Raw genomic sequence first — 22,485 nt, forward strand, 5'->3', positions numbered from 1 at the left:
AGTTCGCTAAATCTCTAATCGTAGGGAAATTTTTTAATTTCCCATTGGAATTTGGTATTATCACAACACAAAGCGTATACTACTAAACCTCATTGGGAAAAGCTATTCACTCAAACTTAACCAAAATGAGGAATAATAGAACGTAAAAAAATAGAAATTATTGAAAGAATAATGGAAAATTCTCTTAAAATTTTACTTATAGTGTTAATTTTCTCCCATGTATTTGACGCACACGCTGATGGAGCAACAGATGTAATGTGTAGTTCAATACGCTACATTCATGGAATGGGTGTGCCAATGATCACAATGGTGATAATTGGCGTAAACTTGCTTGCAATATTTGGCAGAGTGCCTTGACCTGCACTTTTTTCGCTTGGTGTGTTTATTGCTGTGTTTTTTGGTGGTCCCCAGATTACAAAAGCGATAACAGAAAAAGAGGTTTATTGTCTTAAGAGAGGACAAACATTGGATAGTGGAAAATGTGTTGCTGTTACTGGGCATGGACTTGTGGTTGAACAGTGTGATATATCTCCTGACAAACATAATAAGGAACAATATATTTGTTGTCCTCCTGACTCTACAATCACTAATCAAAGAGGTTACACTAAGGATCTTTCAAGGGTGTGGCAATGTAGTACTTTATATAAAAAAACCTTATTATATTAAAGGTCTACTATGCATTGAATCTAACAGAGTTCCCCACAAAGTATATAATTCACATCCACACCTTTAGTTAAATTCCACTCACGTTTTATTACGTTATACTCCATGCCAGCCATGTTTTGTAGTGTGACATTATTTTCTTTTAGGTGGTTTGCAATTTCTGATGGCTTGAGGAATTTTTTCCAGTTATGCGTGCCTTTCGGCAGCCAGTTTAATATGTACTCTGCACCAATTATTGCAAGACAAAAGGATTTGATAGTTCTATTTATTGTCGATATAAAAATCAGTCCCTCTGGTTTTAGTAGTTCTATCGCTTTTTTCATGAAAAGCTCTAAATTGTCTACATGCTCAACTACTTCCATAAGTAGAATCACATCATATCTTTTGTCATTTTTCAGTTCTTCAATGCTGGTATGCGTATACTCTATATTTAATCCTACTTTTTTCGCGTGTAACTCCGCCACTTTTATGTTTTCTTTGCACACGTCTATTCCTGCAACGCTAATGCCAACCCGAGCCATTGACTCTGACAAAATGCCTCCACCACAACCAACATCAAGCAATGATAATTCCTTTAAATCGCATTTTTTTAACTCTTTTATTTTCTCAATAATGTATGATACTCTCACAGGATTCATCATGTGTAATGGCTTGAATTTGCCATCTTCATCCCACCACTCTCCTGCCATTTTAGCGAATTTTGGTACTTCATCTTCGTTATAAGTTTGTGTTTTCTTTTATTTACTAGAAGAAGTTATATTGCTGAGTTTATCAAGGCGTTTTTTATGTCTACTTTCTTTTGAAAACTCTGTCTCGAGGAATTGCTTGACTATGTCTTTCGCTAATCCACTTGCAGTAAACCCCGCACCAAGACACAGTACATTTGCATTGCCATGCTCGCGAGCCAATTTCGCAATCTCAACACTATTACATAAAGCAGCGTAGATTCCTTCAAAACGATTCGCTAAGGTACTCATACCGAGTCCTGTACCGCAAATTAATATCCCATAACTTGCTTTTTTGTTCGTTATATCTTCTACAACTTTGACAGCATAGTCTGGATAATCTACACTCTTTTGCTTAGCAGTGCAGCCACAATCTATCACTGCATAACCCAAGGTTTCCAGGTAAAGCTTTATCTCTGATTTTAATTGATAACCGGCGTGGTCCGAGGCAATTGATACTACATCTAACATATAAAAACTATGACTTAAAGGTATCTAACATGGGTAATTTATTTTGAGTTTTTTGTCAAGCCATTTAGTGCTCCTGATCTTTGGAGCTTGAAATAAATTTCGGGTCAGGACAGCATAAATTCTGTATAATTTTATCCTGCAACTCATTCGACAAGTAAGATGAATTATATAGATATTGTAAAATCAAGACTGTTACTATCTGACATAGTAGGTAAGAAAGTCAGGCTGATAAAAAGCGGAGATAATTTCGTGGGACTTTGCCCATTTCATAATGAAAAAACATCGTCTTTTTTTGTGAATAACACTAGGGGATCATATCACTGTTTTGGCTGCTTAGCCCATGGCGATGTATTTGAGTTTATTTCACAAACTGAGGGCTTAAGCTTTAAAGAAGCGTTGGAAAGGCTAGCATCAGTTGCAGGTGTTGAGTTACCTAAAAACTTCAATATTACCAAAGAAAGTGACAAATTGTTTTCAACGCTGAATTTAGCTGCAAACTGGTTTGTACAAAAAAAACAAGGTGTTATAGACTATTTAAAGCAACGCAAGATTTCACCCGAAATCATAGATAAATTTAAGATAGGTTATGCGCCAAGCTCTGGCTTGAAGGAATATTTAAACTCCTCAGATGTTGAAGATAAAATTTTGACCGATGTCGGATTAATAAATAAGAATTCTTGCGATTATTTCTATGATCGGCTGATATTTCCTATACACAACATCGCAGGCAAAGTTATTGGTTTTGGTGGACGTGCACTGAGTTTTGAGCAACAGCCGAAATATTTAAACAGCCCAGGGAGTCAGCTCTTCAAAAAAAGGGAGAATTTATACGGGCTAAACCTTGCCTTAAACGAAATACGCAAAAAACAACACATATTTGTTGTTGAAGGGTATATGGATGTAATAGCACTACATCAAGCAGGAATTAGCAATACAGTTGCCCCGCTTGGCACTTCAATTTCTGCAGAGCAGATAAAAAATCTATGGAGATTTGCTAAAGAAATCTCCATCTGTATGGATGGCGATAGTGCTGGACGTCGTGCCGCTACCCGGATTGCGGAATTTGCCCTGTCAATATTGGAGCCTGGGTACACATTAAAGTTTGTGACTTTGCCGAGCGATAAAGACCCATACGATATATGCAATGAGCTAGAATATAAGAAGGAAGACGTACTTTCTGCGCTTAACCGCTCAACAGAACTGCACTCTGAATATTTATGGCATCACATAGTCAATAGTGACCTACAGAGCTACGAAAACCTTGCTCCAGAAAAATATTCAGTTCTTGAGCACAAATTCATGGAATATGTCAATGCTATTGGTAACAGCAGTATTAGAAGGTATTATAAAGATTATTTTTACAATAAGGCCAGTGAACTAAGAAGAAGCTTCAAAAAGCAGATTTTTGGCAGTAAAATTAGAGTAGTGAAAGGTGAATATCTGCGCAGCAAATCTCCAGAGCTAATTGAAGCAGAGCAAAATCAAGCCATAATTCTACGTATAGTAGTAGAATTTCCCGAGATCTTACACCATCCTATATTTTTTGAGCAGTTTTCTCATTTTGAGTTTATCAATGCCAAGATGAAAAAATTACAGCATCACATAACTGGTGTGGCGAATAATGGCAGCGAACTTAATAAAGAGGCTTTATTACGAGAATTTGAGCAGTCCAATAATATTGAAACCGTAAGGTTTATATTTGAAAAGACTAGCGTATTAAATAGCCAATTAAACGAGAGAGAATCAGCAGAAATTGCATGGAATAACATAGTGTTACGGAAAGAACTAAACGTGTTACAAGAAGAAAAAATCAAAGCAAGGTTAGGTGGTGATTTTGGCCTAGAGGAAAGATTAATAGAACAAATAAAACAAATAGAGGATAGTATACAGGAAATGCAAATGAAGTTTATCAAAAATAGATAGATTAAATGCAGAATTTACTTGAAAAATTCTTTCAACTCCCTTTATAATAGCAAGGATGTTTCTGATTGAAAACTTGTTTTTAATCTCTAGGCTCAATGACAAAATCCAGTAAAAAACTCAGGGTATTTTTCGGTGGATTGTATCAAATTATAGTGGCTACATGTCCTTTTTACTTTTTCTACATTCGGCCAAATCGCGCTTAAACTAAGCGTCAGCAAATTATTATAACACCAATTTGAAGTATTATAGAGTCAAAACTTGCCATTCAGGGTTTCTTTTGCCTTTTTTTCTTATTTGGTAAGTTTCTTAAATATCTACTACTAAAGTAGTATCAAGAATCCCAGTGTTAGCTACTTGGATGACAAGGAAGGCATTGAATGACACCTATAGACCTGTCATTCCAGTGCGTGGAGCTGGAACCTGGAATTTTATCAAGTAGGTGAGCATAAAAACTATGTTAAAATGCACCATTTTTATGGAGAACTGGATCCCAGTGTCGGAGCACTGGAATGATATCATGTGGGGATAACATCATTAGGCTACTTTCATGACTTTAGCACTACAATACACTGGCTCAACAATTCCAAAAAAGTCCATCAAGGTGAAAAAATGTTTCCCTGGGCACGGGGTGCAAGACCGTTTCTTATTTTCCCAATTTGTGTGATATGTGGGCTGACTGCCAGTTATGGCAGTCAGGGCTTGAACTGAGGGAAAAATTTCGCAACTTAATATTTCTTACGTTTTGTCTTATCTATTGCAAAAGGCAGGTTTAAAAAGCGATCAGTCTGATACAAGCGACGTTAGCGGAATTCTAAGCTAAAATTTGCTTAAAATGGTAGGGGAGTTACAACTGAAACACCAGTTGATGAAATTGTTTCAATCACAGCTCAAAGCCAATACAACTTGTGGGTGCAAGTCAGTTGGAGATTTGAACAATAAGGTCGACGTTGTTTATTTTAACCGCAATTTTGGTTATCTAATTGATACGAAGTATGCCGAGCTGCCAAAGCAGGACAATGCTGCAACGGTTGAAATACCGCTAATCATGAAGGAAGGGGAGACGCAAAATATAGCTGAAGTTTTACTTTATTCTTCGTGACAAGAGAGAAATATATACAATTTTAAGCTGCCGATAAAATATGCATGGCTTGTGCTAGGTAATGTTATAGAATTTCAGACGGTAAGAAAAGACACACGGTAAGAATTGTAAAGATGAAATGTTAGAAGCATGGCCATTCAAATGATTGGTGTTGGTTTATGACCACTCTATATACGAACTCTCTTTTCTTTCAACGAGGTCGCCTATGCTAAAAGAATACCCTCCTTTTTGCATAAGCAAGATTATCATAAAAATGATTAATTTACCGTATATTAAAGGTAGTATTGTAAGCCTTACTTTATCTGGTAAGGAAGGGAATTAGAAAGGTTACAATCCTGTCGCAAGCATAAATGAGCAGTCCACTTACGGGTATGTAATGGAGTCTACAAATGAAGAAATTATAGTAGTGCTGTGTTTTGGTAAGCTGTCATTCATGGCCCAGTTGCGTTAGCACTAGTTGGAAAAAAAGTAATAAAATTCCAGAGTGCTAAGCTTATAGATAAAAGTAAATATAAGCTTAGTGACCTAATAAGAGGGCAAGAAGGCACTAAAGAGTACAAGAACACAGCAGTGAAAAATTTGTTCTGCTTGATGATTCAATAATATTTTTTAAAGTGCAGCAAGAAAGAAAATTTTACCTAAAAGCAGTCACTCATGGTGGTTCGTTGGGTAATGGGAAGCAGGAATATTTGAGCTCTTGAAAGCTACTTAAATTACGCATTCAGGCATTTTATTTGCATTTTATTGAAAATTTGTTGTACTTAGCGCGGTAACATAAAATCAATTAAGACAATGGCTAATCACGCAAAAAAATTATCTAATGAAACACAAATAATACTTAACTTGGGTACTGAGGGTATACGGTGCATCTTTATCAGATGGCAAAAACAGTTCCCTTAATTATTTTAGATGCAATCAAAAATCATAAATTAAAGAAGAGAGGGACATATATTTAATTATAAATAGCCCTAGGTTTGAGAAAAATCAAATAGATGATTTAAAACACGAACTGCAAGGAGTTAAAGGAGTACACGTTGTAGACTTACACCAATATGACTGGAGTGAAATAGATACAGGGTGGAAAATAGATGGTAAAGATATCAGTATTAAGGACTTCTTTAAGCATATGTATAATATGACAGATGAACAAAGAACATACTTTTCCATTGAAATAGATACTTTCAGATAAATTGCTCTTGCCCTTTCAAAGCAGTTCACAAAACATGAAGGAGGAATATATAGACTTTGATTCCTTGAGTGTCGTTGGTGGTCATATAGGAAAGGGTATAACTATTCCTGAAAAAATATTGTTGAGGAGCATTATGCTCAGATCTAAAAAGGAGAACTGTGCACACCTTAGTGTAGCAGATATGGTAGATAGTAACTATGATGAATGTAGAAAATCATTCGGGTTTTGCTTTAACAACGATTGCATTGTGATAGGCAATTCAGATGCAATAGTTGATAATTTTTCTAGGTATAAAGGTAAAATACTAAGTCACAAGGAATTTTTTAGTGAAGTGAAAGCACACTTCAAAAGATGCTTATCAGATGCAATGGACAATTGTAAGCAAGCAATAAATGAGGATTCTAGTTATTATTTTGATGCGGTTCGACACATTTTCAATCTCGAAAGTGAGGGAATACAAAAGCTATATGATATCGAAATTTTTCAACTTGTTGGACAGTCTATAAACGTTCTCAATTTGACTCAAGCAAGCACATTACGTGGAGTTGATACTAGGATTACAAAAGATGATAGGCCAATAAGCACATGCAAATTATTCTTGTTCAGCTGTAATAATGGTAACTATGATCCTATTGAAGTTGTAGGAAGAAATAATTTATCCTGGACTAAAAGGGAGAAGTTATACCGTAAACAAAAGTTAAGCAGCAAACTGGAAAAGGCGAAAGTAGACCAGATGACAGTGGAAAAGCTATTGCTTGCATAACAGTTATTAAAGGACTTTCTATTTCTAATATAGAAAGTTCTTTAAAGCAGATGTCTCTAAACTGTAAGCTAAAAACAAGCAATTTTTCTTTAGGGCAGTCACTTATGGTGATTCGCTGAGTAATACAGAAGCGAAGGTCTTGAATGATTAAAATTCAATAAACTTAATGTTATAATTAGTATACATAACATTAGTGGTAGAGGTATAACATGTCGAAAAAAATAGTTATACGTTGAAAGTTCAAACGGAGAAGTCTGAGTATTCTTATCTTAGAGCTGCAAAAGAAAAAAGTAAGCAAAATTAGCATAACTCTTACAACATAACGTATAATGGCCTTATAGCAGAACCAGAGCTGACTGTTAATGGACAAGAAATAACTAAGAAGTCTATTAAAGGGTTGTATTCGAAATATGAAAATCTAATTCTGCAAGATAAAAATGGAAAAGAGAATTATCGTTTATTTCTTAAAGCAGCTTTTACAAAAATATTTTGGCATGCTGGTGCAAAAATTCCCAAACTCTATTATGGAAGAATTAATAATTTATTATAACAGGTCTGGGTACATGGAATTCTTTTCTTTTCAGTGTCAAGTACTATTAGACATGTGTTTCCTAAAAGTCCAAAATCTCTTCTGCAGAGAAATGATTTATATGAGTTGTGATGATCCTAATTGTCTGAAATTCAATTTTAGTACAAACAAAGGTATATATGAGAGCCAGAAAGGTTTTATATACGATCTACAAAATTCAGTGGAGTTTAAACTGAGATGGGAGGGTGAAAGTGTGACATATGAAGAAGGTAAAGTATCTCTTACCGTTCCTAGAGAACTAAAAAACTACAAAATAGATGGTAAGAATTTATTTGATATTACTATTGAGTATTTTCAAAGAGCTTGTGAAAAATTGGGCTTTAAATTTGAGACAAAAATAGAGCATAGCCTTGGCAAGCTACTAAAGGTGGTAGATGAGTCAGGCATATCTACTGTTAAAGACTTAAACTCTGAAGTGGATAATCCAAGATAAGGTATTGAAACTCGTGTTTTTATAGCCTTACAAAAATCATTTCTACTAAAAACATGTAGTTGGTATCTTCAGCTACATACTCATTTTCCAAGTTAGAAAAAGCCATAAAAAATTTTTTAAAATGTCTCTATATTATATATTCTTATTGATAATAATTCATCTTTTGATTTTACTTATTACCATAAGAAACGCTATTGCCAAATTTTGCAAAATTTATTACCCTATAATTTCAAGTCCTGAGAAATTTGTTGGAATCATACGTATAATGTGTTTATAGTGAAAATCTGGAGAAACAATGGAAGAAAAGTTAATATATTACTTTGGCCAAAGCAAATGTGAAGGCAATGCAGAAATGAAAAATCTGCTGGGAGGAAAGGGAGCAAATTTAGCGGAAATGTGCAACGTTGGTATTTCCGTTCCACCTGGTTTTACAATCTCCACTTCTGTTTGCAAGGACTATCACCAGAGTAATAGATTGCCTGACGATCTGGGTAACGAAATCAAAAAATACCTAGCGATTCTTGAAAATGATATCGGTTGTAAATTCGGGGACTCAGATAACCCTTTACTAGTTTCCATACGCTCTGGTGGCGTCAATTCAATGCCAGGTATGCTTGATACAATCCTAAATGTTGGCTTAAACGATACAACCGTTGTTGGACTTGCAAAAAAAAGTGGAGAACGTTTTGCCTATGATAGCTACTGCCGTTTTATTACGATGTATTCCAACGTTGTGCTACAGCTTGATCATCACCTGTTTCAAAGCGTTATTGATAACGAACAACAAAAAAATGGTGCAAAAAGTTTAGCTGGTCTTGATATTGATGTCTTAAGAAAGATCGTTGACAATTTCAAAAAGATAGTATATGAAAAAACTGCAGAACATTTTCCACAGAATGTTGAAGAACAGTTGCTCAGCTCAGTAAATGCGGTGTTTGCTTCTTGGCAAAACGACAGAGCTGTTTCCTATAGAAAAATAAATAACATTCCTGAAACCCTTGGAACTGCAGTCAATGTACAAGCAATGGTTTTTGGTAATCTGAACAACAATTCTGCAACCGGTGTGATATTTACACGTAATCCTGCAACTGGGGAGAAAAAGTGTTTTGGTGAATTTTTGGTCAATGCTCAAGGCGAGGACGTGGTCTCCGGTATTTACACCCCTATGCCAGTTGACGGGGAGCAAGAAAATACCATGGAGAAATTGATGCCAAGTGTGTACCGAGAATTGTGCGATGTATGTGAAAAGCTTGAAAGGCACTATAAAGATATGCAAGATGTTGAATTTACTGTGCAGAACGGCAAGTTGTGGATTTTGCAAACTAGGTCTGGTAAACGTACAGATGAGGCTACTATGCGCATAATAGTTGATATGGTAAACGAAGGAATGATTACAAAAGAAGAAGGAATATTGAGAATTAATCCAAAAACTTTTGATGGCTTACTGCATCCAGTTCTTGAAGTCAAGGGTGATCAAAAAGTAATAGGAAAGGGGCTGCCGGCTTCTCCAGGTGTGGCTTCAGGATATGTAGTGTTCAGCCCAAATGATGCAGAAAAAGCTGCAGAGCAGGGTAAAAAAGTAATTTTAGTAAGATTAGAGACAAGTCCTGAGGATATTAATGGAATGAATGCTGCAAGTGGTATAATAACGGTGAGAGGAGGAATGACTTCACATGCTGCTGTTGTAACCCGTGGAATGGGTAAGCCGTGCATTTGCAGTGTAAGTGGACTATATATAGATAAAGACGGAAATTTCTTTTCTGTAGGAGATACAAAAGTAAATAAAGGTGAGCCAATTACCATCAATGGTGGAAAGGGTGAGGTGATGCTTGGCATTCTTCCTACAATTTCGCCTGAGTTATCGCAAGAATTCAAAGCGATAATCAACTGGATAGATGAAATTAAAACGATCAAGGTGAGAGCAAATGCTGATACTCCAAAAGATGTAAGAATTGCTAAAGAATTTGGTGCAGAAGGTATAGGCTTATGTCGTACCGAACACATGTTTTTTGCTAGTAACAGAATTGAGTTCATTCAAAAATTGATAATAGCTGACGATAAGATCGAAAGAGCGAGTGCATTGAGCAAATTAGAAGAAATGCAAAAGTCTGATTTCAAAGAGATATTTTCTATTATGGAGAACAAGGAGGTTACCATACGTTTGCTTGATCCACCTCTGCATGAGTTTTTACCTAACAATCAGTTCACCATAGAAAAAATCGCTAAATCGCTGAATAAGCCAGTTGAATTAGTAAAAAATAAAATAGCACAGTTGTCAGAAAAAAATCCAATGCTTGGTCACCGAGGCTGCAGGCTTGCCATTTCTCATCCTGAAATATACAGCATGCAGATTAGGACAATACTTAGCGCCGCAGATGAGCTGAGAAAAGAAAAAAAGGCAGAAATTAGGCCTGAAATTATGATTCCTCTTATTATGGATGAGAAGGAATTTGTACTGATATGTGAGTTAATAAAGAAAGAATCTTCTGTCATCGCTGGAATAACATCAGACAAAGCTTATTCAATCGGAACAATGATAGAACTGCCACGGGCAGCACTGATTGCCGATAAATTAGCAAAACACGCAGAATTTTTTAGTTTTGGCACTAACGATTTAACGCAAACAACCATGGGGCTCTCAAGGGATGATTCAGTTAGTTTTCTCAATTCCTATAAAGAAAACAACATATTCGAAAATGATCCATTTGAAGTGCTGGATACTGAAGGGGTAGGGGAGTTAATCAAGGTAGCCATTGAAAGAGGCAAAAAAACTCGAAAAGAAATAAAACTTGGCATATGTGGAGAGCATGGAGCAGATCCAAAATCTATAGAGTTTCTTATTAAATCAGGGGTTGATTACGTTTCGTGCTCACCCTATAGAGTACCGATTGCGAAATTAGTAGCAGCGCAATTTAGCGTCAAATCTAAATATGTTAAATAAATTAAATTTCAGCGTTACATGCTACTTTCCCTGGTCTCTCAAGTCACAACGTTTGTACGATTTTCTAAATTTACATGTTCAACTTTATTTTCTTCCATCTCTCTATAACTTGGCAATGTAGAATTTTTTACATGTAATCCAATAGCTACTAGAACTAAAGCAGCGACAATACCGTAAACCACTGCACCAGCTATAGATGGAACCATTACAGCAGCAGCAATGAATAACCCTGTAATAACAACTCCAATAATATCGTTCCTTAATGAGGTATAAAAATTCTCCTTGCTTTTTTTATATTAGTTTCCTCTTCATTTGATGGAGAAATTTGAGTATTTATGAAGCTATTAGTTCTCCTATTATCACTTGATTTGTTAGTTGGGTTAGCATTTTCATTTACGTTGGGTGTCTCTGGCGTAATCAAGTTTAAGAGCATCTCAGTGATTTCTTCTTGCCTGTTTTACATGGCCACTTTCTAAGGCCGCTAGCATGGTTTCATTGCTTATGCGACCTAAGAACAGCTTAACTTCCTGGATATTATCTTGAATTATAGCAAGGTACAAAACGTTAAACTTTTCTTCCTCATCAAACTTACCGCTTTCAAAAGTATCTCTACAACATCGGCTTGTTTACTTTTTGCAGTTATATCCAATATAGCCTTGGAAGGCCGACTTTTCAAATAAATTATGTTGTCTAAACCTGCAAACAATTTAGCAATCTTTGGAAATCACTACGGTTACTGGTAGTACTCGCTCCGGAATGGACAGCGCCTGCAAATAAATCAAAAATTTTTGTATTTCTTTCTTTATCTGTGCTTGCTTCTACCTTTTTTTTAACTTTTTGTAAAACTCCTTTACAGTTATATTAGGATTTTTGGGTGCAATTTCCTTTATCTTGTCGTATGACAAAGTAAATTCAATATCCCTGAAGTTATCATAATCTGCCGAGCTAGCTTCCGTTTTATTTCCTGCAATATTAAGTGTCTTTTGCTCCTCTTCCTCGTTTACCTCTGCAGTCATTTGCTCTTGTTGAGGAAGCTTAAAAACCCATTTGTAATGAGAAAACCCTCAACGCGTAAGTTATTATCTTCGGTTGCATATTTTAGAAATAGACTTCCTAATGAACGACCTCCTTCACATTCACCTTGGGGATTAACTTCTTTAAACTTAGCTTTTCTTTATTAATCTCCTCTGCAAATCTTTAAGGCTGGCAACCTTATCATTGTATCTATCACTACTACATGTTAGTTTATTATAACAACTTTCCCGCAATCAGTCAAGATATATTGCAGTTTCAAGTGGCATAATGTATATTGAATGCTTTATCTCCAGCAAATGATAGAAGATTTAGCTTATAAGTTAGTCAAAGTAACCGAAGCTGCAGCTCTTGCTGCACATAAGTTAATAGGCTTTGGTGATGAAAAAAAGGCTGATCAGGTTGCAGTTGATGCGATGCGGACAGTGCTAAACTCCATGGAAATAAATGGCACGATTGTGATCGGCGAGGGGGAGAGGGACGAAGCACCAATGCTATACATCGGAGAAAAAGTTGGCACAGGAAGTGTCCCTGAGATTGATATTGCCGTTGATCCACTTGAGGGCACTACGATTTGCGCTCATTATAAACAAGGAGCAATGTCCGTTCTTGCTGCAACAAAAAGAGGTAATTTTTTGCACGCACCTGACGTTTATATGGAAAAAATAGCAGTAGGAAAAAATCTTCCAGAAGGTGTAGTTTCATTAAAAAATAGTATTGAAAAGAATTTGGATAATTTAGCCAAGGCGAAAGGATGTAAAGTAAGCGATCTGACAGTAACTATACTTAAACGTGAAAGACATGATGAATTAATACAGAAAATCAGGAAGTTAGGCGCAAAAATTAAACTAATAGATGATGGTGATATTGCTGCTGTGGTCTCACTAGTGAATGGCAATCACGATATGTATATTGGAACAGGAGGAGCGCCAGAAGGAGTGCTTGCAGCTGCAGCGCTAAGCTCAATCAGTGGACAGATGGAGGGAAGGTTGATATTTGACACAGATCAGTTAAAAGAAAAAGCAAAAAATTTGCATATCCATGACCTAGAAAAAATCTACACCGTAAAAGATATGACAAGAAGCAAATCAGTGTTCATTGCAACTGGAGTAACAAGTGGAGAACTTGTGGATGGAGTTAAATTTAATCATAACATCTGTTCAACTAATTCTTTAATAATATTGCCTAACAAGCTGATAAAGTTGCAAACAACGCAGAATTTATGCTAATTTTTTTAGTGTTGACACACCTAAATTTTAGCTTTACAGAATACAAGTATTAAGTATACTACTTTTATGTTGGAAATATAAGGGGGGCATAATGTTCAACTCTAAAGAAAACCTGATTTTACAAGGAACTTCTCAGGATAAGCATAAACTTGATGACAATCTTGAGATACAAAACATATTATTGGATTTTGAAAAATTGGATTTTGAGAACAATCCATGTAGTGATGCTTTGAACGTCATAAATTATAATGAAGGTAAAGAGGCGAACCCGTTCGATAAAATAGCAAAATATTATGGAAGAAAGAAGAATGTTTTCCTCTTTATCGATGTGGTATTTCATAAGGAAAAAGAAATAATGGACATAATAAGTAAGAAGTGTAATGCCCAAGTCAGAGAGAAGTTTAGGGAGAGGATGAAGATATATTCTGATAGAATTGGGCAAGGGGTAAATGATGCAAAAGAGTTTTTAAATAGTGATCTGGCAGCTTTCTTTAATGGATATCATGTAGCGTGTCCAGGGCACAACCGCAACATTCATGAGAACCTTAATATTAACATTACTAAACCTGGACAGACTTTAGAAACCAGCAGCTTTTTTAGCAAAAAGATTAAAAGAATTGAAGAAGAAAAAAGCGAAGTAAAAAGAGCAAAAATATATAGTAACGGCAAAAGAGTAGTAACAATTGAGAAAAGTGAGGAGCAACAGAGGAACTACTCCTTTACAAAATTTGCAATATGTGACATTGAAATTAGTTGGAGTGCAAAAGATGAGTTTAAAAAAGATCTCAACTGTACTGTTGTTTTAAGCGTGAATTCTGGCCAGGTTAGTGTTAAAAAGTCAGTTATTGATGGTAAAGATGTTGAACCAAAGGACATTTTAGAACTAGCTAAGCAAAACGGAGTTGCACTTATAGGGGGCAAAACTTTACACGAAGTTTTAGGAGAATGCCTAGTCCAGCAAACACCACGTGAGGAGAAAGAGAATATACAGTCACGTGAGCATATTATTGTCGGTGTACCTAGCTCTGCTATTGATAAGGAAGTAGCTGTAGAAGAAGGAATTTCCTCTCCTCAGCAAGGAGCTGCTGTCAATAACTAGCTAGCTAAGAAGAGGTAGATGGTCTGTTACATATTAAACCTAAAGTGCATTATGTCACCATCTTGCACAGTATAATCTCTGCCTTCAAAGCGAATTTTTCCTGCTTCTTTGCAGGCTGATTCGCTTCCATATTATACATAGTCTGCAAAACTTATAGTTTCTGCTTTTATAAAGCCTTTCTCAAAATCAGTGTGAATCACACCTGCTGCTTTATTAGCTGTTGATCCTATCTTTACTGGCCATGTACGTGCTTCTTTTGGCCCTACAGTAAAGAAAGTTATCATACTCAGCACTTCATACATAATACGCGCTACTCCATCGAGCCCTGACTCTTGCGAGCCAAACTCTGACAAAAAACTCTGTTTTTCTTCTTCGTTTTCAAGACTTGCAATCTCCTGCTTCAAGTTTTGCTGAGATACAATAAAACTTGCTCTTGTTCTCTTCTGCCATCTTTTCTACTTTTTTAGATAATTCATTGCCAGCTGTGATATTTGTATCTTCAACATTACAGACGTACATAACAGGCTTTGTTGTCAGCAATTAAAGCAACTTCATCTCATCTTTATCGATATGCTCCAAGCTTCTTGCAGGTTTATCGAGTTTTAAAGTAGCTAAGACTTCTTGTATTAAATCAAGTTGTTTCTTTAGCTCTTTATCAACTTGCTTTGCTTTCTTTTCCAGCTGAGGTAGCCTTTTTTTCTATGCTATCAATATCAGCTAGGACTAGTTCCATTTCTACTACTTCAGCATCTGATATTGGATCTATCTTATTATGTACGTGGCTAATATCATTATCTGTGAAGCATCTGAGCAAGTGAACGATAACATCAACTTCTCTAATATGACTTAGAAACTTATTACCGAGTCCTTCACCTTTGCTCGCGCCTTTTACCAAGCCTGCAATGCCTACAACCTCTAATTGATTGTAAATTATCTTCTCTGAGCTGGCAATTGCTGCGATTTGTTTTAAGCGTTGATCTCTTATTGGCACTTTGCCAATATTGGCCTCAATTGTACAAAAAGGATAATTTGCAGCTTTGGCTGTACTTGATTGTGTGAGCGCGTTAAATAAAGTTAACTTTCCTATGTTTGGCAGTCCTACTATGCCACAGTTAAAGCTCATATTCACTATATAAATTCTAATTCTTGCATAATTTAAAAATTTTTGCTATACTTAATTATCTACTTATTAACAATTTTGTTAGTATAGTAGTATATAGCTTATATTAGAAGTAGAAACTATAACTACAGCTAAGAAATTGAAACTGCCAGGCAATTTTTACGATGTGAAAGCGCGAAAAGGTTTAGGGGTCCAGAGCATAAGAAATGGCTCTTGCAAGTAGTAAACCTTATCCTGGTAATTTCCATGTAGGACAAGCAATTGATGATGGAAGCCGTTTTTTTGACTCGTTCAGGCAACGTCTAGAACAGCAGCAGGGAATCAAAGTTAATATAAAGCAGTTGCGAAAAGATTGTAAAGAATTTGCACAAAACAATCCGCCAAAGTGGTTTACAGATGCAATTACTCGTAGTAGTGAAACTGTAGATGATTATAAGGTAAACATTATGCATAATGATAGATGGGGTAATTCTGGTATTGAAGGCAGGATACTTTGTGAGAAGTATAATGTAAAATCGTATATTGTTGAGGATCAATCGCATTTTAAGTTTTTGTAACGATAGGTGTCTCAAGGCAGAAGTAAGCTTAGTGTAAAGATTAAGCAAGCAATAATGAATTCTAACTCTAACGAATCACTTACTCAAAGACTACAAAAAGTTAACTCTAATAAAGCGAGTAAATTGCTAGAAAATATGCAGGGTTTTGGTAACTTGGGTCACATACATAGCCTTGTTACTTCTTCAGGTAGTCTGTTATTAGATAATCTAGACTATAATGATCAAATGGAAGAAACAAAGGTAGAAAAAGTATCTTATCAACAGCTCAAAGCTATATCATGCCAGTAGGGTAAATTTTCATAGCCCTGTATGTTTTTATATAGGGCTTTTTGTAAACACTTCATATAATATGAGCTGTAGTGTGAACTGACCTAAATGCAAGTTGACCGTGAGACTAGTTTAATCATTGATGCCATAGAGAAATTTGGTGGTGAGGCAAGGCTTGTCGGTGGATGTGTAAGGGACTCAATTCTGCAGCGTGACATTCACGACATTGACCTCGCTACCGACCTACTCCCTGGTCAAACGATTAAAGCGCTCAAACTTCACAATATAAAAACCATTCCAACCGGCCTGAAACATGGAACTATCACTGCAATTTTAAACCAAAGATCTTTTGAGATTACAACGCTAAGGTATGATACTCAATGCGACGGTAGACATGCGAAAGTAGAATTTACCAATAATTGGCAAGCTGATGCTTCAAGGCGTGATTTTACATTTAATGCCCTATATGCAGACAAGCATGGCCATATATATGACTACTTCGGTGGCATTCAGGATTTAAAGGCGCAGAGGTTAAACTTTATAGGTAATGCTGAAGATAGAATTAAGGAAGACTATCTGCGTATTTTTAGAGTATTTCGGTTTCACGCAAAAATATGCGTTGGAGATTTGAGTAATGAAATATTGGATGTATGCAAAAAGCATTCGCACATGATCCAAAATCTCTCTGGAGAAAGGATAAGAGACGAAATGTTTAGATTGCTGGAGTGTGATAATCCCACTCCAACGCTTAAGAGCATGCAAAAATCTGATGTTTTGCAAAAATTTATTCCAAAAGAAGTAAAATGCGAAATTCTGTCCTTACCACTTCTTTTTTGTGCTGATGCAATAGTAAAATTAGCAGTGCTCCTTAGAACTACCGAAGACAAGCTAAATCTTGGAGAGTACGTAAGCAAGTTTCTACATCTTTCAAACAAGCAAAGGAAAAAGCTGCTATTCCTACTGTCCAATAATATCAAAACAGAGCTTTCAGAAAAAGAGCAAAAAAAATACATATCCTTGTTTGGTAGGGAATTATATTGTGATTTGGTCAAAATCTGTGGTGTTGAGTCTGGAACAAATGTTGATGAATACATCTCATTTGCTAAGGTGTTCGATATTCCAAAATTTCCTTTATCTGGGGATGATTTGATGGATATAGGTTATCAGTCAGGGAAAAGTTTAGGTAGAAGTTTAGAGTTATTAAAGCAACATTGGAAAGATAACTCCTATTCCTTAACGAAAGAGGAGTTGTTACTTTATGCTAAGAGCCTGCTTTAATGCTCAATGAGTGTATGCTTGCAGTGCTGCTAGTGCGGCTCAGAAAAGAGTTAAGTATGTCATTTATTTTGTTAATTCCAGCTCTGAGTCGATATACATTTCCTTTCCCACAAATCTGATTACACATTTTCTGGCCTGGGAATAAAATTTTATCTTTTATACTTGATGTCAATTGCAACTCTTGAATCTCGCTTGAAAAACGCTTCATTTTAACTTCTGTTAACTTTTCCGCAATAATTTCTCTAAGTAGTTTTTTTTAGTCGTTACTATTGTTATTTTTGCTATAAAAACTATTCCAGATAGATGCTACTATAGCATAGTCTTTTTCATTCAACTTCAACTTTTTTATGCATTTTCCAACAGGAGATAAAAACTTGGTTTTCAGTGTGCCATCTCGTAATTCTTTATCTATATTTTTTCCAATGTTACAATATTCGTTGACAACTTCTTTAACCTTAGCTTTTATAAGCTCTCTCTCAGACTCCATCAAATTATTTTTTAACAATTTAAGCAGCTTACTGCTTTCAGATTTGCCATCATCTTGATTTGATAGAGATTCTACAACCTTATCAAGTACGTTATGACAAAAGTGTTTTTCTTTAAATTCAGGAAAACCTCTTTTTAATCCTTTATTTTTATTAGATAAAAAGTTATTGGGATCCTTCTCCTTCAAAAACATTTTGCCAACAAAGTTCTGAGCTTTTGACAACCCTGATTGACCTGACTTTGCAGTAGATGTTGTATCCACTAAACTCACTACACCTAGCTCTTTTAAACTATCCATTTAGTCAATTGCTTTTCTTCCAATTTTTCTATTTGCTTTTGTTCCTTTTGCAACTGCTCAATCTTTAATTTGCCTTCTAAGTCAATTATTTCTCCCTTCAATTGTTGTTGAGGTCCCTGAGTGCTTTGAGGATGTTGCCTTTCTGTACTTTTTGCTTTATATAATTGGTCAGACAACTTTTCTACACTTGAACCTAATTCTTCATCTAACAACGTTAAACTACCTGTTCTCATACATTTTCTTTCTGGATCTTCGAAAGCTTTCACTATGCCACTTACAAGTTCTATTTTGGATTGAATTGATTCTTCTTTCAAACGTGCTACCTTAGACCTTTCCTCCTCAAGTTCTCTATTTTTAGATCTTAACTCTTCATTTCGATTGTAGCTCTTCTATCTGATGTTCTCGATCAACTGAGGACAAAGTTAATTTTTCTAATTCTTCGTTTACTTTCTCTAGTTGCTTATTCAATTCCTCTATTTCAGTTAATCGAGTAGTTAGTTTCCTCTTTAAAGATTCGTTTCTTCCTTCAACAGCATGTAGTCCTTTCTCTAATATTTCCATTGTGTTCAAGAAAACTTCCTTTAAGATGCCATCTATTCCAGCTAACTCCTATTCCTTATTTCCTTCTAAAGTTTGCGCCTGCTTTTGTAACTCTAATACTTTATTTTCCAAGCTCTTTTTTTCTTCCTGCTGCTCTCGGTTGTTTAATTGTAATGTTTTTTCTGATATTTCCGTCATGTTCAAGAGCAAATCATTTTATTTCATATATATTTCAGCTATCCACTGTTGTTCGCTATTTTTAGTTTCTATTTCCTTTATATCCTGTTTTAATGCTTTGTTTAATGTTGTTAGTGTGTTGATTTTTAAGTCTTTTCCTTCCACTTCTGCTGAAAGCTTTCTTGCTTTATTTATAAGTTCCGTTTTGTGTTCAGTTAGTTCCTCTTCTTGCTTGCCTACATTTTCTGCAAATTCCTTATAACCCTTTGCAAGTATTTCAATTACAGGTTGTAATTCTATATTTTCTTTTATGGAAGCATTTTGTGAACGTTCAAGTTCTAATTCCTGACTTATACCCTCCAGATGTTCTTTTAATGCTTCATCTTCTTCTGTATTTGCTTTTTCCACGTCAAGGTAGTTATCATCAGAGTAGTTGTCACTAAAAATGAATTTATTACTTTCTTCAGTCTGAACCCCTCCATCTTTGCTTATCATTACACTTTGGCTCTCTTTCTCTTCAACTGCGGATTTTAAGTCAACTTGAGCACTTTCATCTACTGTTTTAAAAGCATCAGTTTGAACTTCATTGTTTGCAGTAGTTTTTCACAGTACAAAATATTTTCTGCCCATCTGTTCCGTCTCCTTGGTAATATTCATCCAATCGTTTTTAGGTATAGCCAAGCAAACACGGTGGGACAACTGTGTTTTCTTTCTTCCTTCTTAACATTAGTTTCATTGTTAGCATTGAGCATAAAACTACCTTATCTTTTGAACTTTAGAACTTTTCCCAAATTGAGAGTCGAACTTTGTTAACGACTACCAAAAGTATTAATAAAATTATACATATTGGTGTAAATATTAAATAAGGATTAATGCTAATTCAAATCTAACCTGAACGTCTTTAATGTTAAGTAAGTATTTACTATTTACAATAAAACCCTTGCTTGCAATAAGCTTCAAGTAGAAATATATGAGCCTGTAAGCACATCTTTTGCCTTTATTTATTGCCCTTATTAACATCTTCTGTTTGTTATCCTGACTCTTTACATTAACTGCCTGAGCAGCTAAATTTGCAAGAAAAGTAACCAAACTGACTTCCATAATCCCACTTGTTTCAATACTCAAACTCCACTTTCATAATCGATGTCACACTCTATAGGTATATAGCCAATTGAAAGTCTATTGATTACTCCAGTTTTGAGCATCGAGTAAACTTATTCTGCCTTTTAGATACCCAAAAGTAAATGCGCAGTTATATACAGGCCAACATCATTTTCATGAATATCTATAATATAACCATAGGCTCGCTCAGGTTGTGCTGCCAGAGGAGTTTTATTTTATCTCTATTCAAGTTTTCTTTAAATACTCCAGGTAAGATGAGATCATTCTGTTTATCAACTACGTTAAAAACTCTCTAATAACCAGAAAATACGCCGTTTTTCTCTATACTTTTTATTGATAATGATGAACAGAGAAATTTCTTATTCACAAAACCCCCTTGTAGATTTAGTACTAAAAATTCTACTTGAAGTAATTTGCAATGCGCTGCAATACTAAGTTCATTATACGCAATGCTTCAGCAAGAGAGAAGTATTTTTCTAAATACCAAATCTTGGATTTCATTTCACTTCATGACGGTACCATGAAAGTAGCCCCTCCTGTCATCCAGCGCGTGACGCTGAAATCTAGGAATTTTATTGGGTAGGTGAGCATAAAAGTTATGTTAAAATACAACGTTTTATAGAAAAATCGAGTTCCAGTGTCAAGCACTGGGATGACAAGAAAAGGCTATTTGGATGACGCTGTTATAAAGGAAATATGCCGGCTACTTGGATGACCGGTAGGTGTGCAAGAGATCGCTGATAAGGATTTTAGAATAGAGTTTCAATCACTCCATAGTTTCTGTATAATCTTACAGATTCAATTGGTAGATTATGAAGATAATAATAGGTAGCGCTAGTAAAGAATTAGGGGAATCAATAGTTAGTAAGCTAAATGTTCAACCATCCCTTACCCAGGTATCGAGGTTTGCCGATGGCGAGATGAATGTGTACGTGGGAGGTGATATCTATAATCAAGAGGTATGTATAATACAGTCAATTTCTCCTCCCGCAAATGACAATCTTATGGAGCTCCTGATCACAATTGATACAGTAAAGAGGTCAAGAGCCAAAAGAATAATGGCGATTATTCCCTATTATGGATATAGCAGGCAAGATAGGGTTATTAAAAACGATAATATGCAATCTGCTTTGAGTGCGAAATTAGCTGCAAATCTCATCCAGGCTGCAGGTGCAGATGGTGTTGCAGCTGTTGATTTACATTCAAGTCAAATTGAAGGGTTTTTTGATATACCAGTCGCTAATTTAAGCTGTCTTGAAGTATTTGCTGATTCTATACATACGGAGAATTTAGCAATAGTTGCACCCGATGTTGGAGCAATCGGTAGAGCGCGTGCTTTTGCAAAGACTTTAGAGAAAAAATATGAGATGGAATTGAGTGATAAGATTATCATAATAGATAAATATAGAGAGAAAGCAGGTACATCTCAGGTAATGAATGTAATAGGAGAAGTGACAAATAAGAATTGCGTCATCATCGATGATATAGTTGATTCTGGTGGAACATTATGCAATGCCGCTCTTGCTTTGAAAAGTCACGGGGCAAAATCTGTAATTTCATGCATTACACATGGTGCGCTTTCAGGAAATGCAATTGAAAAAATCTCTTCCTCTTCTCTAGATAAATTAGTGATTACAGACACCATACTTCACAAATTTGAAAAAACTGGTAAAGTAGAAGTTGTTTCAACTGCAAATATTTTGGTTCGCTTCATTAAAGGGGATAAGAATGCCAGCTAGGTCAACAGAAGACGTCATCACTTCGCTAATAGAGTTTGTAAACAAAAGAAAAGTGACAATTACTAAGGAAGAAATGCTTAAAATTGCACAGCTTGTAAGAATTAAGTTATCAAATGACGAAATTGAGCACTATTCCAAAGAACTAACAATGCTGGATTGGATACATGATATTTTGTTGCAAGTTAACACTGAAGGTGTTTCTCCTATACGTTATGGTAGTATAGATAAGAACATTCACGTACGTGATGACGTTGTCAATGCTCAGAATATTAAAGAGGAGATATTATCCAATACAAAATCCGAGCATGGATATTTTGTAGTGCCAAAGGTTATAAACGATTGAAATAAGGCTATCTTCTAAGAAAAACATTTAAAGGATCGACATAGGGCTTTGGAAGATTAAAATTGGGTAAATGCTGCGTCATATACATAAATGTTATAAAAGATCTAGTAACTGTTGCTTCAATAAATGTAGAAAGAACATTAAAAAAAAGTTGACCCCCCTAGTTCCACCTGCTATACTGTACAGCTTTTTCTATAAAGGATAAGTAGCTTCAAGCACCAACATCAAGTTGGTGCGGTTTTTCTGGGTTAATATTTCTTAAGCTGGTTTTAGTATATACTAAGTTGACGCAGTTACACACTCTACCTTCATCAAATCTTTGCTTGAGGCAAATCATTCTCACGTTTCTGGGCCTGGTCGTAAGAGGCTTAATGACTTTACTTGAATGCTTGATATAATAAT

22 protein-coding genes and 2 pseudogenes are annotated in these 22,485 nt (G+C 35.5%); 14 read left to right on the plus strand and 10 right to left on the minus strand.

The annotated features are described in order from the left end of the window. Positions 1 to 171 precede the first annotated feature (171 nt). Positions 172 to 357, plus strand: coding sequence for a hypothetical protein (locus tag IHO13_RS00005; RefSeq protein ID WP_368666858.1), 186 nt, complete (start codon positions 172 to 174; stop codon positions 355 to 357). A 329-nt stretch (positions 358 to 686) separates the two neighbouring features. Here IHO13_RS00005 and ubiG read toward each other — a convergent pair. Beyond that, positions 687 to 1,859: pseudogene (gene ubiG, locus IHO13_RS05820) on the minus strand (bifunctional 2-polyprenyl-6-hydroxyphenol methylase/3-demethylubiquinol 3-O-methyltransferase UbiG). Positions 1,860 to 2,018: 159 nt separating this feature from the next. Here ubiG and dnaG point away from each other — a divergent pair. The 6 genes from dnaG (at position 2,019) to ppdK (ending at position 10,796) form a co-directional block, all read left to right on the plus strand. Beyond that, positions 2,019 to 3,782, plus strand: a complete 1,764-nt coding sequence (dnaG, locus tag IHO13_RS00020; RefSeq protein ID WP_225537166.1) for a DNA primase — start codon at positions 2,019 to 2,021, stop codon at positions 3,780 to 3,782. Positions 3,783 to 4,614: 832 nt separating this feature from the next. Then, the gene (locus IHO13_RS00025; RefSeq protein ID WP_225537167.1) at positions 4,615 to 4,881 is read left to right on the plus strand and encodes a hypothetical protein; all 267 of its coding nucleotides are present in this window, start codon (positions 4,615 to 4,617) and stop codon (positions 4,879 to 4,881) included. A gap of 495 nt (positions 4,882 to 5,376) precedes the next feature. Beyond that, positions 5,377 to 5,484 (plus strand): hypothetical protein, encoded by a 108-nt coding sequence (locus IHO13_RS06000; protein WP_458695358.1) that lies wholly within the window; start codon positions 5,377 to 5,379, stop codon positions 5,482 to 5,484. 620 nt (positions 5,485 to 6,104) lie between these two features. Further along, positions 6,105 to 6,833, plus strand: coding sequence for a hypothetical protein (locus IHO13_RS00030; RefSeq protein ID WP_225537168.1), 729 nt, complete (start codon positions 6,105 to 6,107; stop codon positions 6,831 to 6,833). Between the two features lie 437 nt (positions 6,834 to 7,270). Further along, complete coding sequence (locus tag IHO13_RS00035) at positions 7,271 to 7,855, plus strand: hypothetical protein (protein ID WP_225537169.1); 585 nt, start codon at positions 7,271 to 7,273, stop codon at positions 7,853 to 7,855. Positions 7,856 to 8,150: 295 nt separating this feature from the next. Continuing rightward, entirely contained in the window at positions 8,151 to 10,796 is a 2,646-nt protein-coding gene (ppdK, locus tag IHO13_RS00040; protein ID WP_225537170.1) for a pyruvate, phosphate dikinase, read from the plus strand. A gap of 38 nt (positions 10,797 to 10,834) precedes the next feature. Here ppdK and IHO13_RS00045 read toward each other — a convergent pair whose 3' ends face one another. Then, positions 10,835 to 11,002 (minus strand): hypothetical protein, encoded by a 168-nt coding sequence (locus tag IHO13_RS00045; protein WP_225537171.1) that lies wholly within the window; start codon positions 11,000 to 11,002, stop codon positions 10,835 to 10,837. A 612-nt stretch (positions 11,003 to 11,614) separates the two neighbouring features. Beyond that, positions 11,615 to 11,812, minus strand: coding sequence for a hypothetical protein (locus IHO13_RS00050; protein ID WP_225537172.1), 198 nt, complete (start codon positions 11,810 to 11,812; stop codon positions 11,615 to 11,617). A 318-nt stretch (positions 11,813 to 12,130) separates the two neighbouring features. Here IHO13_RS00050 and glpX point away from each other — a divergent pair, with 318 nt between their 5' ends. Next, positions 12,131 to 13,057 (plus strand): class II fructose-bisphosphatase, encoded by a 927-nt coding sequence (gene glpX, locus IHO13_RS00055; RefSeq protein WP_225537188.1) that lies wholly within the window; start codon positions 12,131 to 12,133, stop codon positions 13,055 to 13,057. A 91-nt stretch (positions 13,058 to 13,148) separates the two neighbouring features. Beyond that, the gene (locus IHO13_RS00060) at positions 13,149 to 14,156 is read left to right on the plus strand and encodes a hypothetical protein (RefSeq protein WP_225537173.1); all 1,008 of its coding nucleotides are present in this window, start codon (positions 13,149 to 13,151) and stop codon (positions 14,154 to 14,156) included. A 26-nt stretch (positions 14,157 to 14,182) separates the two neighbouring features. Here the strand turns inward: IHO13_RS00060 and ychF are convergent. Continuing rightward, a pseudogene (gene ychF, locus IHO13_RS00065) lies at positions 14,183 to 15,279 on the minus strand (redox-regulated ATPase YchF). 203 nt (positions 15,280 to 15,482) lie between these two features. Here ychF and IHO13_RS00070 point away from each other — a divergent pair. From IHO13_RS00070 to IHO13_RS00080, 3 genes are all read left to right on the plus strand, one after another. Next, positions 15,483 to 15,833 (plus strand): OTU domain-containing protein, encoded by a 351-nt coding sequence (locus IHO13_RS00070; RefSeq protein ID WP_225537174.1) that lies wholly within the window; start codon positions 15,483 to 15,485, stop codon positions 15,831 to 15,833. A gap of 54 nt (positions 15,834 to 15,887) precedes the next feature. Then, positions 15,888 to 16,121, plus strand: coding sequence for a hypothetical protein (locus tag IHO13_RS00075; RefSeq protein WP_225537175.1), 234 nt, complete (start codon positions 15,888 to 15,890; stop codon positions 16,119 to 16,121). Positions 16,122 to 16,208: 87 nt separating this feature from the next. Continuing rightward, positions 16,209 to 17,378, plus strand: a complete 1,170-nt coding sequence (locus IHO13_RS00080; RefSeq protein ID WP_225537176.1) for a CCA tRNA nucleotidyltransferase — start codon at positions 16,209 to 16,211, stop codon at positions 17,376 to 17,378. Between the two features lie 256 nt (positions 17,379 to 17,634). On the opposite strand, the gene IHO13_RS00085 is transcribed toward IHO13_RS00080, so the two are convergent. The 6 genes from IHO13_RS00085 to IHO13_RS00105 form a co-directional block, all read right to left on the minus strand. Further along, positions 17,635 to 18,162: a hypothetical protein gene (locus IHO13_RS00085; RefSeq protein WP_225537177.1), complete on the minus strand. Its 528-nt coding sequence runs from the start codon at positions 18,160 to 18,162 to the stop codon at positions 17,635 to 17,637. Next, on the minus strand, positions 18,150 to 18,476 hold the full coding sequence (locus tag IHO13_RS00090; RefSeq protein WP_225537178.1) for a hypothetical protein: 327 nt from the start codon (positions 18,474 to 18,476) through the stop codon (positions 18,150 to 18,152). Before IHO13_RS00090 ends, IHO13_RS00085 begins: the two co-directional genes overlap by 13 nt. 55 nt (positions 18,477 to 18,531) lie before the next feature. Then, a complete protein-coding gene (locus IHO13_RS00095; RefSeq protein WP_225537179.1) occupies positions 18,532 to 18,723 on the minus strand; it encodes a hypothetical protein in 192 nt (63 codons plus the stop codon). A 48-nt stretch (positions 18,724 to 18,771) separates the two neighbouring features. Further along, complete coding sequence (locus tag IHO13_RS05675) at positions 18,772 to 18,900, minus strand: hypothetical protein (protein ID WP_255586030.1); 129 nt, start codon at positions 18,898 to 18,900, stop codon at positions 18,772 to 18,774. Positions 18,901 to 18,918: 18 nt separating this feature from the next. Beyond that, the gene (locus IHO13_RS00100; RefSeq protein WP_225537180.1) at positions 18,919 to 19,374 is read right to left on the minus strand and encodes a hypothetical protein; all 456 of its coding nucleotides are present in this window, start codon (positions 19,372 to 19,374) and stop codon (positions 18,919 to 18,921) included. A 363-nt stretch (positions 19,375 to 19,737) separates the two neighbouring features. Further along, positions 19,738 to 20,004 (minus strand): hypothetical protein, encoded by a 267-nt coding sequence (locus IHO13_RS00105; protein WP_225537181.1) that lies wholly within the window; start codon positions 20,002 to 20,004, stop codon positions 19,738 to 19,740. 809 nt (positions 20,005 to 20,813) lie between these two features. Here IHO13_RS00105 and IHO13_RS00115 point away from each other — a divergent pair. Together IHO13_RS00115 and gatC are read left to right on the plus strand one after the other, a co-directional pair. Then, positions 20,814 to 21,740, plus strand: coding sequence for a ribose-phosphate diphosphokinase (locus IHO13_RS00115; protein WP_225537182.1), 927 nt, complete (start codon positions 20,814 to 20,816; stop codon positions 21,738 to 21,740). Beyond that, positions 21,730 to 22,083, plus strand: a complete 354-nt coding sequence (gatC, locus tag IHO13_RS00120; RefSeq protein WP_225537183.1) for an Asp-tRNA(Asn)/Glu-tRNA(Gln) amidotransferase subunit GatC — start codon at positions 21,730 to 21,732, stop codon at positions 22,081 to 22,083. The genes IHO13_RS00115 and gatC overlap by 11 nt, the downstream gene beginning before the upstream one ends. Positions 22,084 to 22,485: the final 402 nt, after the last annotated feature.

Source organism: Wolbachia endosymbiont of Mansonella perstans, from assembly GCF_020278605.1.
Classification (GTDB): domain Bacteria; phylum Pseudomonadota; class Alphaproteobacteria; order Rickettsiales; family Anaplasmataceae; genus Wolbachia.